14 protein-coding genes and 1 tRNA gene are annotated in these 12,448 nt (G+C 67.5%); 5 read left to right on the forward strand and 10 right to left on the reverse strand.

Annotation, left to right across the window (positions count from 1 at the left end; all coding sequences use genetic code 11):
• Positions 1-4: 4 nt before the first annotated feature.
• Positions 5-1,219 (reverse strand): septal ring lytic transglycosylase RlpA family protein, encoded by a 1,215-nt coding sequence (locus tag BBX35_RS00960; RefSeq protein ID WP_083205953.1) that lies wholly within the window; start codon positions 1,217-1,219, stop codon positions 5-7.
• A gap of 450 nt (positions 1,220-1,669) precedes the next feature.
• Positions 1,670-2,068 (reverse strand): hypothetical protein, encoded by a 399-nt coding sequence (locus BBX35_RS00965; protein WP_067215001.1) that lies wholly within the window; start codon positions 2,066-2,068, stop codon positions 1,670-1,672.
• Positions 2,069-2,602: 534 nt separating this feature from the next.
• Here BBX35_RS00965 and BBX35_RS00970 point away from each other — a divergent pair.
• From BBX35_RS00970 to BBX35_RS00985, 4 genes are all read left to right on the forward strand, one after another.
• Positions 2,603-2,692 (forward strand) — tRNA-Ser (locus BBX35_RS00970).
• A gap of 127 nt (positions 2,693-2,819) precedes the next feature.
• A complete protein-coding gene (locus BBX35_RS00975; RefSeq protein ID WP_425274567.1) occupies positions 2,820-3,110 on the forward strand; it encodes a type II toxin-antitoxin system TacA family antitoxin in 291 nt (96 codons plus the stop codon).
• The gene (locus tag BBX35_RS00980) at positions 3,098-3,631 is read left to right on the forward strand and encodes a GNAT family N-acetyltransferase (RefSeq protein WP_067215006.1); all 534 of its coding nucleotides are present in this window, start codon (positions 3,098-3,100) and stop codon (positions 3,629-3,631) included. Before BBX35_RS00975 ends, BBX35_RS00980 begins: the two co-directional genes overlap by 13 nt.
• A 99-nt stretch (positions 3,632-3,730) precedes the next feature.
• Positions 3,731-4,444 carry an alanyl-tRNA editing protein gene (locus BBX35_RS00985; protein WP_067215008.1) on the forward strand — a complete coding sequence of 238 codons (714 nt, stop codon included), beginning with the start codon at positions 3,731-3,733 and terminating at the stop codon, positions 4,442-4,444.
• A 31-nt stretch (positions 4,445-4,475) separates the two neighbouring features.
• Here BBX35_RS00985 and BBX35_RS00990 read toward each other — a convergent pair whose 3' ends face one another.
• From BBX35_RS00990 to BBX35_RS01020, 7 genes are all read right to left on the reverse strand, one after another.
• Positions 4,476-5,237, reverse strand: coding sequence for a MauE/DoxX family redox-associated membrane protein (locus BBX35_RS00990; RefSeq protein ID WP_067215011.1), 762 nt, complete (start codon positions 5,235-5,237; stop codon positions 4,476-4,478).
• 112 nt (positions 5,238-5,349) lie between these two features.
• Complete coding sequence (locus tag BBX35_RS00995) at positions 5,350-5,754, reverse strand: DUF1801 domain-containing protein (protein ID WP_067215014.1); 405 nt, start codon at positions 5,752-5,754, stop codon at positions 5,350-5,352.
• A 16-nt stretch (positions 5,755-5,770) separates the two neighbouring features.
• Positions 5,771-6,202: a DUF1801 domain-containing protein gene (locus BBX35_RS01000; RefSeq protein ID WP_067215016.1), complete on the reverse strand. Its 432-nt coding sequence runs from the start codon at positions 6,200-6,202 to the stop codon at positions 5,771-5,773.
• Positions 6,202-6,435 carry a hypothetical protein gene (locus BBX35_RS23830; RefSeq protein WP_067215019.1) on the reverse strand — a complete coding sequence of 78 codons (234 nt, stop codon included), beginning with the start codon at positions 6,433-6,435 and terminating at the stop codon, positions 6,202-6,204. Before BBX35_RS23830 ends, BBX35_RS01000 begins: the two co-directional genes overlap by 1 nt.
• A 47-nt stretch (positions 6,436-6,482) precedes the next feature.
• Positions 6,483-6,893: an SRPBCC family protein gene (locus tag BBX35_RS01010; RefSeq protein WP_067215021.1), complete on the reverse strand. Its 411-nt coding sequence runs from the start codon at positions 6,891-6,893 to the stop codon at positions 6,483-6,485.
• A complete protein-coding gene (locus tag BBX35_RS01015) occupies positions 6,890-7,237 on the reverse strand; it encodes an ArsR/SmtB family transcription factor (protein ID WP_067215024.1) in 348 nt (115 codons plus the stop codon). The genes BBX35_RS01010 and BBX35_RS01015 overlap by 4 nt, the downstream gene beginning before the upstream one ends.
• A gap of 69 nt (positions 7,238-7,306) precedes the next feature.
• On the reverse strand, positions 7,307-10,054 hold the full coding sequence (locus BBX35_RS01020) for a cation-transporting P-type ATPase (RefSeq protein WP_067215027.1): 2,748 nt from the start codon (positions 10,052-10,054) through the stop codon (positions 7,307-7,309).
• Positions 10,055-10,367: 313 nt separating this feature from the next.
• On the opposite strand from BBX35_RS01020, the gene BBX35_RS01025 reads away from it, so the two are divergent.
• Positions 10,368-11,135, forward strand: a complete 768-nt coding sequence (locus BBX35_RS01025; protein WP_067215029.1) for a porin family protein — start codon at positions 10,368-10,370, stop codon at positions 11,133-11,135.
• Positions 11,136-11,147: 12 nt separating this feature from the next.
• On the opposite strand, the gene BBX35_RS01030 is transcribed toward BBX35_RS01025, so the two are convergent.
• A complete protein-coding gene (locus tag BBX35_RS01030) occupies positions 11,148-12,242 on the reverse strand; it encodes a fatty acid desaturase (RefSeq protein WP_067215032.1) in 1,095 nt (364 codons plus the stop codon).
• Positions 12,243-12,448 lie beyond the last annotated feature (206 nt).

Here is a 12,448-nt window from a genome sequence, read left to right on the forward strand (position 1 = left end):
TATTTCAGTCCGACTGGCGGGCGGCAAGCTCGCGCGGTGACAGGCCTTGGCCGATCGCGTCGAAGGCGGCATAGGCGCCCTCGATCCGGGCCGCGGCCCGGTAGGACGAGATCGCGGAACCGCGCGCGAAGGTGCTCGGCTGGCCGAGATAGGCCGGCCCCGGAGCCAGAACCGGCTCGGTCGCGACCGCAGGCACCGCAGACGGCGCATTCCCGTCATAGCTCATGACCGGCGCGGACGGGGCAGCTTGCCCGCCGCTTGCCGGAACAGCGCCCTCGAACGTGCTGAGCGAGGCGACCTGAACCGAGGCGGCGCTCGATTCGAACGCGACCGCCGGATCGAAGGCGGCGACGACCATCTGGCCGAAGCTGCCGGACCCTGCGATGACCGGACCGTACGGACGGTTGCGCGGCACCGGCGCCGGGCCGGAAGCCGGCGTCGGGCTGGCGGCCGGAATGTCGGCTTGGGCCAGCATCGTGCCCGGCATGGTGGCGCCCGGCTCGACCGAGCCCGGACCGCGATAGGACGCCATCAGGAAGCTCTGGTCCTGCCCGTCCATGCGGGCCTTGCCGACATATTCCACCTTCACCTTGGCCACGCCCGCGCTCTTGAAGTCGAGCATGGTCGCGACCTTTTCGGACAGGTCGATGGTGCGGTTGCCGTGGAAGGGGCCGCGATCGTTGACGCGAACGATCATCGAGCGGCCGTTCTTCAGATTGGTCACGCGCGCATAGGACGGAAGCGGCATCGTGGTGTGCGCGGCCGTCGGCGCGTTACGGTCGAAGACCTCGCCATTGGCGGTCATCCGGCCGTGGAAGGTCGGCCCGTACCAGGAGGCGAGACCGGTGGAGGTGTAATTCGGATTGTCCTTCGGGTGGTACCACTTGCCGGCCACCTTGTAGGGCTTGCCGACCATGTAGCGACCGCCGCCCTTGGGCACCGGCTGGTTGCCCGAGACGACGCGCGGGCTGGCCGCGACGCCGTATTTCTCTTCGCTGAACTTGACCTTCTTGCCCTTCGGGGCCGTGCCGCAGGCGGCCAGCGCAAGGCATAGCGACGAAACCGCCAGGATGCCGAAACTGCGCGAGGTGAGTAGGCGGCCGTTCACCGGCGCCACGCTGCTGCTGCGGGGAAGGCCTTCGCTCGCGCAAATGGGGTTTGCGCCCTTGGGGCCCGTGCTCAGGTGCCGGCGTGCCGCCGGGTCCTTGCCATCGTTCATTCTGCCGCCCTAACTCGATACCTGACCGGCGGTTTTCGCCCGGGGTTCCGGCTTGCGCGGACCTTCTGTCCGCCTTGCCGCTCCTTCGGTCGACATCCTGCTGCCAGGCGGCCGACCGCTCGGGGTCCTTTGCCGCCGTCTGCAGTGGTCTTGCAAGGTGGGGTGCGTCGACGCCCGTTTCAGGACTGGAAGTCCGGGGGAGTCTGTCGCGTTTCGCCTGCCTTGCGTGCCCTGCCGGTCGGACCCGTCTCGTTGCGATGCTGCCCCCCAAATGGCGCATCACGACACGTGTACCATGCCGTCTCTTACTGCAAGGTGAAGACGCGGTCGACGTGCGCGCATGTCGCAGCGCACGTTTTTCAACAACCTGTGGCGAAAGGGTCGCAGAAATATGTCGGGAGGGCGCGGTCACGCCCTCCCCGTTCCGTCTTTGCGGTGCCTGGAGCCCGGTTACTGGCCGATGCGGGCGCGCCCGGTCATGCCGTCGTCGCGGCGCCAGAAGAGCGTGTCGCCGTCGCCCCTGGACAGGGTGAAGCAGAACTGCTTGCCGTCGTACCAGGCCTGCCACTTCTGGCAGAGCCGGTTGCCTCGCACCCACCAGCGCCCCTGGTCCTTGGGCTGCATGAAGCGGCCGAGCCCGACCGCATCGCCCGAGCCGCTGACCTTGCCGTTGGCCTGGTAGTAGAGCGGAAACTCGCCGCCGAGCGGCACCTTCAGATAGATGCGCTTGCCGGCGACCGTGTTGCGGATTTCCTTTTCGGAAAGCTGCGCGCTGGCCAGCGCCGGCGTTCCGGCGACGGCGACACTTGCGATCAGCGCGGCGAGCGCGCCTGCCTTGCGTAGCTGCATTGCTTGTCTCCCGGTCGAACCTTGCGAGAAAGCGGCCGCAAAGGGCCATCCTGATGATGCAAGGGTTACGCGGGGTATCGGCCGGCGGATCAGTCGCCGCAGGTTCGGGCCGCTGCCGGCGCGCCGCTCCCACTGCGAAAAACGGCGATGCGACGGTTTGTGATGCCGGTCACATCCCGCAAGAGGGGCGCGGACTACAACGAACACATGGCGCGTGCCCCCGCGCCGGACGCCGAACAACGGCGCAGCCGCCGATCCGGTCCCTGCCTCGACCTTCCGGATCGGCGGCTTTTCTCTTTCTCCCCCCGAAAAGCCCGCCCGGCACCCGGCCCCAACCGCGCGCAGGCTCAAGCGCCCTCGCCGTACCGAATGCCACCCAGACCGCAATCTGGGCAAGGCGCAGCAACGGACGGCGACCGGCAGCCTCCCGGGCGCTCGATCTCGCACCGCGCTCTTTCACATGAGGAAACCTCCGGCCCCGCCCTCGCCTCGCCGCTTGACAAGCCGGCCCGCGAGGGCGAAACGAAGCGCATCGGAAGAGTGGCCGAGTGGTTTAAGGCAGCGGTCTTGAAAACCGCCGTACGGGAGACCGTACCGTGGGTTCGAATCCCACCTCTTCCGCCAAACACTTACAGTCCGACAGCCTCGTTTGACCGCTCTGCGTATTGACATTGTAGATACGAAAAATGATATTTAGGGCATGTCGAAAGCTCATATCAAGTCGTCTAACACCTCTGAGAAGGCGCGCGTAATGGTTGCCGAACGGCTTTCCACTGCCGATACGAAGGGAAGTATCAATCTGCGGATTGAGACGAACACACGTCAGCTCATTGACGATGCGGCAGCGGTGCTGGGCAAGACGCGCACGGAATTCATGGTCGAAAGCGCCCGACAGCAGGCGATTGACGTGCTGCTGGACCAGCGGCTTTTCGCACTGGATTCTGATCGTTACGACGCCTTCGTACGTGCACTTGACAGTCCGCCTGCACCCGGACCGAAGCTGCAGTCCCTGCTGCGCCGAGTGCCGGCATGGAAGAAATAGAGGGCGCATCGGAGCGCCGCGCCAACAGTGATCTCTCGGCTCCCGTTCCCTTAACCGCTGACCACGACGTGGCGGATTTCGACTGCGGCGAGCCGGCGCTGAATGATTGGCTGCGTCACCGGGCATTAAAGAACGAAAGCCGCTTTTCTCGCACCTATGTCGTCTGCCAGGGGAATCGGGTAGTTGCCTATTTCTGCATCTCGGCCGGTGCGGTCGAGCGCGTGGCGGCTCCCGGCAAGGTGCGTCGCAATGCGCCCGATACGATTCCAGTCTCGGTGATCGGGCGCCTGGCCGTCGCTCGCGATCATGCGGGAGCAGGCCTCGGCGCCGATATTCTTTCGGATGCGTTGCGCCGGATTGCCATCGCCTCTCAGAGCATCGGGATCGGGGCTGTGCTGGTCCATGCAAAGGACGATGCCGCCAAGCGCTTTTACTTCCGCTGCGCCGAGTTCATCGAATATCCGGAAGACAGCCGCACGCTGTTTCTTCCCATCGAAACCGTCGTTGCCGCGTTCAGCTAGAGCAACGGTGGCGGCGACCAGATCGGGATTGTCAGATGGGTGGAGCGTAAATCGCCTGTCGACTGCCCCCCCCCCGCCCCAACCCACGGAGACGGACGCGTGAGATCGCAGCCCCTTTATCAGACGGACGCGAGTTTGCTCGTCCTGGAAGCCTCGGCGCTCGATGTCCGCGCGGGCGCTGTGCTTCTCGACCAGTGCATCGTCTTTCCCGGTGGCGGCGGGCAGCTTCCGGACCGCGCCACGCTCCGCTGGTCTCGCGGCGAGGCGGCTATCACCGCCGTCACGCCCGATGACCGCGGATGGTGGCACGCCTTCGACGGCGAGGACGAGCCGGACGGCCCCTTGCAGGTCCAGGTGGAGCCGGAGTTCCGTCGCCTGATGTGCGAGCTGCACACTCTCGCCCATATCGCCAACAGCGTCGTCTTCCGCGAGTTCAACGGCGCGCTGTTGACCGGCGCCCAGCTGTCGGACGACGAGACGTTCCGGCTGGATTTCGATCTGCCGGGCTCGGATGCGGCCAGGCTGCGCGAGCTGGCGGATCCCGTCAACGAGGTGATCCGGGCCGATCTTCCCGTGCGGGCTGTCCTGATGCCGTGGGACGAGGCCAACGCCGTTCCCGGACTGTTTCGCAGCAAGGCCGTCTCGCCGCCCCGCCAGGCCGACGGCAACGTCCGCATCGTCGAGATCGGCGAGATCGACCGGCAGGGCTGCGGCGGAACGCATCTCGCCTCGACCGGGCTCGCCCGACCCGTGCGCGTATTGAAGGTCGACAACAAGGGCCGGCAGAACCGGCGCGTGAAGATCGGTTTCTAGCGACTAGCGCGCACGGCGTGTACCGCTCCCTTCACCCCAGCCACAGTGCCTTGAGCGGCATCCACAGGCCCATGGCGATCATCATCAGGTTCTCGGTCAGCGAAACGAAGCCGAGCGGCACGTTGCTCGCTCCGCCGACGCAGGCGCATTTCAGCTCCCGCCGGTCGATATAGACCGCCTTGAACACCGAGAGCGCGCCGACCGTGCCGATGAACAGCGCCACCGGCGCCGCGATCCACAACAGCGCGCCGGCGATCATCAGCACTCCGGCCAGCGCCTCGCCGAAGGGGTAGAGCCGGCCGTAGCGCACCCAGCGGCGGGCCAGCAGGTCGTAGTTCAGGAACATGGTCGAGAAGCTCTCCACGTCCTGCAGCTTCTGGATGGCGAGAATGCACATGCTGATCGCGACGAACCACTCGAAGGCGCGCAATGTCAGGACCGAGCCGAAGGCTGCCCAGCTCGCCGCCAGCGCCATCAGCAGCGCCATGGCGAAGATCGCGATCACCGGGCGGTAGCTGGTCGCGTCCTCGCCCTCGACGCTTTCGCCGAAATAGCGGCGCAAATCGTCATGCCCGCCGATCCGCTGCCCGTCGATGAAGGTCTGCGGCGTCGTGTCCACTCCGTGCTCGCGCTTGAACCGGTCGGTCTCCTCGCGCGAGGCGAGATGATGGTCCTCGACGGTGAAGCCGTGCCGCTCCAGAAGGTCCTTGGACTTCAGCCCGTACGGGCAGATGTGGTCCGGCATCACCATGCGGTAGAGCGTTGCGCGTTTGTGCTCCTCGGCGGCTGTCATGGCGCGGTCTCCCCTTGGTGTCGGCGGGCGAGACGAACGCCCGCCCTCCCTTCCCCAACGGGCTGAACGGAAAGTGGTTCCGCACCGGATCGGTGAGCGGCCGCGCTCCGCCTCAGCGCTTGGCGGGCTTCTTCTGCGCGTTCAACCGCGCCGCCGCCTTGATCAGCGCCGTGAAGGCCGCCTCGTTCAGCTGGTCGCCTTCGAGGAGATCGATGGCGCGCCGGGCATTGCCGTCGAGGCTGGCATTGAAGAGACCTGACGGATCCTCCAGCGCGGCACCCTTGGGAAAGGTCAGCTTCACCTTGTCCTTGTAGGTCTCGCCGGTGCACAGGATGCCGCCGCACGACCACACGGGCACGCCGCGCCACTTCCATTCCTCCACGGTGTCCGGCTCGGCCCTCAGGATCAGCACCCGCGCCCGCGCCAGCATCTGCCCGCGCCAGTCGCCCAGCTCGCGGATCCGCGCATCGATCAGCGCAGAAGCTTCACCCGGCGCCATCGTCTCGCTCTTCGTCATCGCAAGTCCTCCCTTGTCACGGTGTCCAGCCGGGCAGCTTCGCCGCCTGGGCGATCCAACTCGCCAGCTGCGCCTCGTCGATCTCCTCGCCCTCGTTCAGGTGAACGTAGCGGGTGTTCTCGTCCTTGGAGGCGACCGGCGGCAGCGGATCGAGCTGCCTGCCGCGAAAGAAGGCGAGCTTGATGTATCTGGTGAAACAGTGGACGCCCAGGAACCAGCCCTGTCCCTCGACGCCATAGAGCGGCGAGTTCCATTTCACCGCCTTGCGCACGTCCGGCACGGTGCGCTCGATGAGCGCGTCGAGCTGCCGGCCGGCCTCGCTCTTCCAGCCGGGCATTGCCGCGATATAGGCTTGCACGGGTTCGTCGCCCTCGCCCTTGGCGATCTGCGGGTTGCCGCCCGTCAGCAGCCTCGGTTCCTTCGGCGTCTCGCGCTTGCCGGCCGCCATTACGCCTGCTCCTTCCAGCGCGCATCCCCGCCCGCAGTCCGGCGGCTCACCCACGGCAGGGCGAACAGCCACAGCCCCGTCAGCATCAGCGGGATCAAGGGCACCAGCGCCAGAACGCCGACCCAGACGGAGGGCGTACCGGCCAGGTTCGTCGCGATATTGGCCAGCACCGCCAGGGTGAAGGCGAGCGACAGCCAGCGGTGCAGCTGACGGATCCATCCGTTGCGGGTCATGGCAATGCTCCGGTCTTGAGGAAAGAAGAATGGCAGGGCCTCGCCTGTCAGGTCAGCCGGGCGACGACCTCTTCCAGCTTGTCGAGGAAGCGCGGCCAACCGGCATTCGCCCCGCCGAAATAGCGCGGCTGGTCGCGGCGGAAGCCGGTCTGTTCCAGCCGCAGCTGCGTCCCGCTGCCCGTCGGGGTCAGCGTCCAGGTGACGATGCTCTTCAGCTCGTGATCGCCCCAGCTGTAGGCGAGAAGGTGCGGCGGCTCGATGTCCAGCACCTCGCAGTCGACGGCGCCCCAGTCGGCGCGAAAGCCGAACCGGTGGCCGATGGCCGGGCGGAAGTCGCCCTTCATCAGCCATTCCTCGATGAGATGCGGTTCGGTCAGCGCGCGCCAGATCTTTTCCGGCGGGTGGGCGATGGTGCGCTCCACCACCACCGACAGCGTATCGTCCTGCGTCTGCGTCACTGATCCATCCTTCCCAGCAGGTCTTCCAGGGCGTCGAACCGGGCTTCCCAGAAGCCGGTCATGCGCCGGGTCCAGTCGGCCAGCGGGGCAAGGGCGGCGGCATCGGCGCTGTAATGCGTCTGGCGCCCGGCCTGCCGGTCGCGCACCAGCCCTGCCTGTTTCAGCACGGAAAGATGCTTGGAAACGGCGGGCTGCGAGACCCCGGCCTGCGCAGTCAGCGCGCCGACGGTCTGCTCGCCCTCGCGGCACAGGCGCTCGAAAATCGCCCGCCGCGTCGGATCGGCGAGAGAGCGGAACAGCACGTCCTGCGATGTGTCTTGAACAGCATGTTGAGCGTTCGGCATGAACCCATAACCCGGTGGCTATGGGTTTGTTTCATAACCGCCCGGTTATTGGTGCGTCAAGCCCTGTGGTCAGCCCGGCTGCGCCTCGGGGCGGCGGAACACCAGCCGCAGCTGCTTCTCGATCTCGATCAGCGCGAAGAACACCGCCCCCACCGCCACGATCAGCACCCCGTCGAAGAACGGCACCGCCGTCGTGCCGAACACCGCCTGCAGCGGCGGCAGGTAGGTGATGGCGAACTGAGCCAGCGTGATCACGATGACGCTCGCCCACACCATCGGCGTTCCCTTGACCGCCTTCCAGGTCAGCGAGGTGCCGTAGATGTTGCGGATGAAGAACAGGTGGAAGATCTCCAGCACCACCAGCGTGTTCAGCGCCATGGTGCGGGCCAGCTCCGGCGCGTGACCCCGGTCGGTCGCGTAGAAATAGATGCCGAAGACCGCCGCCAGGAACAGGCCCGAGACCAGCAGGATATGCCACATTAGCTCGCCGCCGAGGATCGGCTGGTGGCGCGGGCGCGGCCGGCGGCGCATCGTGTCCTCCTCCGTCGGTTCGAAGGCGAGCGCAAGGCCCAGCGTGACGGCGGTGATCAGGTTGACCCACAGGATCTGCACCGCCGTGATGGGCAGCGCCATGCCCAGTAGCAGCGCCAGGGCGACGGTCAGCGACTCGCCGCCGCTCGTCGGCAGCGTCCAGCTCAGCACCTTCTTGATGTTGTCGTAGACGGTCCGCCCCTCGCGCACGGCCGCCGCGATGGAGGCGAAATTGTCGTCGGCGAGCACGAGGTCCGCCGCCTCCTTCGCCGCCTCGCTGCCCTTGCGGCCCATGGCGATGCCCGCGTCCGCGCGTTTGAGCGCCGGCGCATCGTTGACGCCGTCGCCGGTCATCGCGACGGTCAGGCCATGCGCCTGCAGCGCCGAGACCAGCCGCAGCTTGTGCTCCGGGCTGGTGCGGGCGAAAATGTCGGTCTCCACCACCTGCGCCGAAAGCTCCGCATCGTCCATCGCGTCGAGATCGTTGCCGGTCAGCACCCGGTTCGGGTTCGTCAGGCCGATCTGCCGGCCGATGGCCGCTGCCGTGCCGGCATGATCGCCGGTGATCATCTTCACCCGGATGCCCGCCCCGTGGCACTCCGCGACGGCGGCGACCGCCTCCGGTCGCGGCGGATCGATCAGCCCGACGAGGCCCAGCATCACCAGCCGACCCTTGAGATCGTCGCCGGAGAGCGGCCCGCTGTCAGGCCCGCCGCCCGATTTGCTGTCCTGCCCCTGCCCGCCCACTGCCGCCAGCGCCAGCACCCGCTGCCCCTTCGCGGCGATCGCGTCCATTTCGCGCGTCCAGTGATCGCGCTCCAGCGGCTCCGCCGCCCCGTCCGGGCCGCGCTGGGCGCTGCACATCGCCAGCACCTGCTCCGGCGCGCCCTTCACATGGGTCTCCACGCGCCCCTCACCGCTGCGGTGGCGCACGGCCATGTAGCGATGCGCCGCATCGAAGGGGATCTCGGCCAGTCTCTCGTGATCGGCGAAGGGCTCGTGGCCGTCGCCCGTGATCTTGGCGGCCAGCGCCACCAGCGCCCCCTCCATCGGGTCGCCCTCGGTGCGCCAGCCCTCGTCGTGGGGATGGAGAGCGGCGTCGTTGCACAGGGCCGCCGCGCGGGCGATCTCCACCAGCATCCCGTGCTCGCCCGGCGTCACATCGCGCTCGTCGAGCCGCAGCGTGCCGTCCGGCGAATAGCCCTCCCCGGTCACCGCGAACAGGTGGCGGGAGGTGGCGACCGTCGCCGCCAGCATCTCGTTGCGCGTCAGCGTGCCGGTCTTGTCGGAACAGATCACCGAGACCGATCCCAGCGTCTCGATGGCCGGCAGGCGGCGGACGATGGCATTGCGCCGCGCCATCGCCTGCACGCCGACCGCCAGCGTGATCGTCAGCACCGCCGGCAGACCTTCGGGGATCGCGGCGACCGACAGGCCGACGACCGCCATGAACAGCTCGCCGAACGGCATATGCACCACATAATAGCCCCAGGCGAGCAGCAACCCGGCGACCAGCAGGATCAACAGCGTCAGCCAGCGGGCGAAACTGTCGAGCTGGCGGATCAGCGGCGTCGTCAGCGTCTCCACCGACTGCAGCAGCCCGCTGATGCGGCCGATCTGCGTATCGGGGCCGGTGGCGACGGCAACGCCGCGCCCGGTGCCCGCGGTGACCAGCGTGCCGCTATAGGCCATGCCGTGCCGGTCGCCGAGCGGCGCCTCGCCCGCCACGGCCCGCGTTTCCTTCTCCGCCGGCACGGATTCGCCGGTCAGCAGCGCCTCGTCGATCCGCAGGCCCGCCGTCTCCAGCAGCCGCAGGTCCGCCGGCACCCGTTCCCCCGCTTCCAGTAGCACGATGTCGCCGGGCACGATCTCGGCGCTGGCGATGCCCTTTCGCCGGCCGCCACGCAGCACCGAACTGTGCGGCGCCAGCATGTCGCGGATCGCGTCCATCGCCTGTTCGGCCCGCCCCTCCTGGATGAAACCGATCACCGCATTGACGATCACCACCGCCGCAATCACCCCGGTGTCGACATAGTGGCCGAGCAGCGCGGTCACCGCCGCAGCGCCGATCAGCACATAGATCAGGACGTTGTGGAACTGGGCGAGCAGGCGCACGAGAGGTCCGCGGCGCGGCGCCTCCGGCAGCCGGTTCGCGCCGTATCTCGCCAGTCGGCGGGCCGCATCTTCGTTGGAAAGGCCAGTCGGCACGGTCTCGAGCGCAGCCAGCACCTGGCTGCCCTCGCGCGCATGGGCTTCGCTGATGTCGCGCTCTTGGGACGGGGTCATGGGCGTGCATCCGTGATCGCTTGGGAAAGGGAGGACGGCGCAAGGCCTGCGGACGACCGCCAATGTGGGGCACAGGGTATGCCCGGCCTAGTCCGGGAAACACCTAGGGGACGGTCCCTGGGTCGCATCCGCGCCCGTCTCCGATGCCATCGGGATAAGACCGCCGCAGCCGTCATTGCGAATTGACCTTGCCGCCCCGCCGGTCGAAGCTTCGCGGGAACCGCGCATGAGCGAACGGCCGCACCACCCCCGCGCGCAAGGAGAGCCCGCCCCGATGAATGCCTCGACGGATCGCCGACCTTCGCCCCGACTGATGTCTCGACTGCTGCCCCAACTGCTGCACGGGGTGGCAGTCCTTGCCCTTGCCGCCGGCCTCTCGCAGGCGACCGGTGCGCAGGCACAGGACGGTTGGCGCTTCCAGGTCACGCCTTATGCCTGGGCGCCTTCGCTGTCCGGCAATGCGCGGCCGCGCCCCACGGTGCCGACGGTCTCCTTCGACCGCTCCTTCCGCGACATCTTCGAAAACCTCGACGGCGCGTTCTTCCTGAACGGCACCGCGCGCTACGACCGCTTCGTGATTTTCGGCGATTTCACATGGTCGGCGGTCAGCGAGGAGGAGCGCATCGCCCTGCCCTTCGCGCCCTTCGGCTTCGACGTGCACGGCCAGGTCCGCCAGCTCTCGGCGACGCTCGCGGCCGGCTATTCGGTGGTCGATACGCCGGAGGTCACGCTCGATCTGATGGGCGGCGTGCGCCTGTGGCACCTCGATGCCAGCGTCAACATCCAGGCCGCAGGCCTTGCGGCCAGCAAGAGCGACACCTGGCTCGATCCGGTTGCGGCGGCCCGGGTGCGGTGGCAGTTCGCGCCCGACTGGTCGGCCATCGGCTATGCGGATATCGGCGGCTTCGGCGCGGGATCCGAGCTCACCTGGCAGGCGGTCGGCACGCTCAACTACCGCGTCACCGACAGCCTGTTCCTCTCGGCCGGCTACCGTCACATGTTCCTGGATTACGACCGCGGCGGCATGCAGCTCGACATCGACATGAGCGGCCCGCTCGCCGGCGTCACCTACCGCTTCTAGGCGGTTGCCGGCTTACGAGGTTCCCGCGCGCGGGCAGCGCAGCTCCTGCGCCTCGCCCTGCAGCGGGTTGCGCCGCGACGTGGCGAAATCCCGCCGCACATGGTCCCACCAGCAGCCGAGATAGGAGCGGTCCGAGCGCGCCGTGAAGGCCTCGGGCGCCGTCTTCGTCAGCTCCGGCAGGCGGGTCCAGGGCACGTTCGGGAACGTGTGGTGCTCGTTGTGATAGCCGGTGTTGAAGAACAGCCGGTTGACCCAGCCATAGGTGGAGCGCGTCGGCACCTCCTCGTCGTCGCCCGGATGCTCGCTCAGGGACTGGCCGAGGTTCGAGATGCCGAACTTGCCGAGGAAGATCGACAGCGCCCAGTTGTGATAGAGCCAGCCCAGCCAGCCGAAGGCGGCGAGCAGCACCAGGTTGACGCCGAGCGACCAGCCGATGAACAGACGCCGCTGCCAGGCCGGCGCGCGGGTCGATCCGATCCGGCGCTGGCGGTCCTTCGACACCCGCCCCGTCAGCCGCTCGTAGAGCCGCGGGAAGATCTCGTCCGAGATGATGAAGCCGAACGGCAAAAGGTGCACGACCAGCGTTGCCACCGTCAGCACCCGCTGCAGGCGCGGCCGCCCTTCCACCAGCATTTCCCGCGCCTTGAAGGCGCACAGGTCCTCGTGCTCGTAGTCGCGTTCGTAGTCGCCCATATAGGGGTGATGGCTCGACAGGTGCTCGTGCTGATAGGTCAGCTGCTTGCCGAAGGAGCCAAGGATCGTCTCCAGTCCGAGGTCGAAGGCGAGCTTGGCCTTGTCGCCGCGAAAGATCAGCCGGTGCGCCGTTTCGTGCACCAATGCGCCGGCCGCGTGGATGACGAACTGGCCGATCAGGAAGGCCGCGAGAAACACCACGAGCAGGTTGCTGTCCGAAACCGCCCACGCCACGCCCCAGTGGATCGCCAGCAGCAGCGGAACGAACAGCGCCGTGCGCCAGTCGGGGCCCGCGAGCGAGCGCAGCTGCGGATGGCTGCGCAGGATGTCCTTGCGCATCTGCAGGTGGCGGCGCGACTGCGGCGAGATCGGACCGTTGCCGAGGGGGGACGCGGAATTTTCTGTCGTGCTCATGAGACCGCAGCGCAGGGACTTGAATAGGATATCCGGGCAGGAAGCCGCCGGAGCGGCGGACAGTCAAACGGAATTTGCCACATTCCTGCCATCAGCAAAACTGACGCTACGTTGCAGACACGAAAATCCTGCTGGTCGGCGAGCCGCAATTCGTAAAAATTGAAACAACTGCCTTAAAGGCACTTTCACGACTCGCGGGTATCCGT

Origin of the sequence: Stappia indica (assembly GCF_001696535.1) — a bacterium.
Lineage (GTDB): Bacteria > Pseudomonadota > Alphaproteobacteria > Rhizobiales > Stappiaceae > Stappia > Stappia indica.

Bases quoted from the DNA above. Each gene is read 5' to 3' on its own strand.
- BBX35_RS01020 (WP_067215027.1), bottom strand. From the start codon at position 10,054: ATGACCCCGTCCCAAGAGCGCGACATCAGCGAAGCCCATGCGCGCGAG.
- BBX35_RS00965 (WP_067215001.1), bottom strand. From the start codon at position 2,068: ATGCAGCTACGCAAGGCAGGCGCGCTCGCCGCGCTGATCGCAAGTGTC.
- BBX35_RS01000 (WP_067215016.1), bottom strand. From the start codon at position 6,202: ATGGCGGCCGGCAAGCGCGAGACGCCGAAGGAACCGAGGCTGCTGACG.
- BBX35_RS00980 (WP_067215006.1), top strand. From the start codon at position 3,098: ATGGAAGAAATAGAGGGCGCATCGGAGCGCCGCGCCAACAGTGATCTC.
- BBX35_RS01030 (WP_067215032.1), bottom strand. From the start codon at position 12,242: ATGAGCACGACAGAAAATTCCGCGTCCCCCCTCGGCAACGGTCCGATC.
- BBX35_RS01015 (WP_067215024.1), bottom strand. From the start codon at position 7,237: ATGCCGAACGCTCAACATGCTGTTCAAGACACATCGCAGGACGTGCTG.
- BBX35_RS23830 (WP_067215019.1), bottom strand. From the start codon at position 6,435: ATGACCCGCAACGGATGGATCCGTCAGCTGCACCGCTGGCTGTCGCTC.
- BBX35_RS00975 (WP_425274567.1), top strand. From the start codon at position 2,820: ATGGTTGCCGAACGGCTTTCCACTGCCGATACGAAGGGAAGTATCAAT.
- BBX35_RS00990 (WP_067215011.1), bottom strand. From the start codon at position 5,237: ATGACAGCCGCCGAGGAGCACAAACGCGCAACGCTCTACCGCATGGTG.
- BBX35_RS01025 (WP_067215029.1), top strand. From the start codon at position 10,368: ATGTCTCGACTGCTGCCCCAACTGCTGCACGGGGTGGCAGTCCTTGCC.
- BBX35_RS00960 (WP_083205953.1), bottom strand. From the start codon at position 1,219: ATGAACGATGGCAAGGACCCGGCGGCACGCCGGCACCTGAGCACGGGC.
- BBX35_RS00995 (WP_067215014.1), bottom strand. From the start codon at position 5,754: ATGACGAAGAGCGAGACGATGGCGCCGGGTGAAGCTTCTGCGCTGATC.